Source organism: Streptomyces sp. NRRL S-87 (genome assembly GCF_000719335.1).
Taxonomy (GTDB): Bacteria; Actinomycetota; Actinomycetes; order Streptomycetales; family Streptomycetaceae; genus Streptomyces.
On sequence record NZ_JOGB01000198.1, the window covers coordinates 1 to 391 of the forward strand.

Annotated in this window: 1 protein-coding gene; it reads right to left on the reverse strand. The window is 70.6% G+C overall.

The window, feature by feature from the left end; genetic code table 11:
- Positions 1–391, reverse strand: a 391-nt coding sequence (locus IF43_RS37550; protein ID WP_037891727.1) for an acyltransferase domain-containing protein, incomplete at both ends; no start/stop codon positions are given.

A 391-nucleotide genomic window follows, 5' to 3' on the forward strand; every position in this document is an offset into this window, starting at 1 on the left:
CGGCCCGAGTTCGACGTACGTCGCCACCCCGGCCGCCTCCAGCGCCCGCACGCCGTCCAGGAAACGGACGGCCTCGCGCACGTGCCGCACCCAGAAGTCCGCCGTACCCATCTCGTCGGTGACGAGGGCACCGGTCAGGTTCGAGACGACCGGAACACGGGGCGCGTCGAACGACAGCCCCTCGACGACCTTGCGGAAGTCGGCCAGCATCCCGTCCATGAGCGGCGAGTGGAAAGCGTGACTGACCGCCAGCCGCTTGGTCTTACGCCCCTGCGCCTCGAACGTCTCGGCCATCGCGACCGCCGCGCCCTCGTCACCGGAGACGACCACCGACTGCGGACCGTTCACCGCGGCGATGCCCACACCCTCCGACAACAGCGGCAGGACCTCC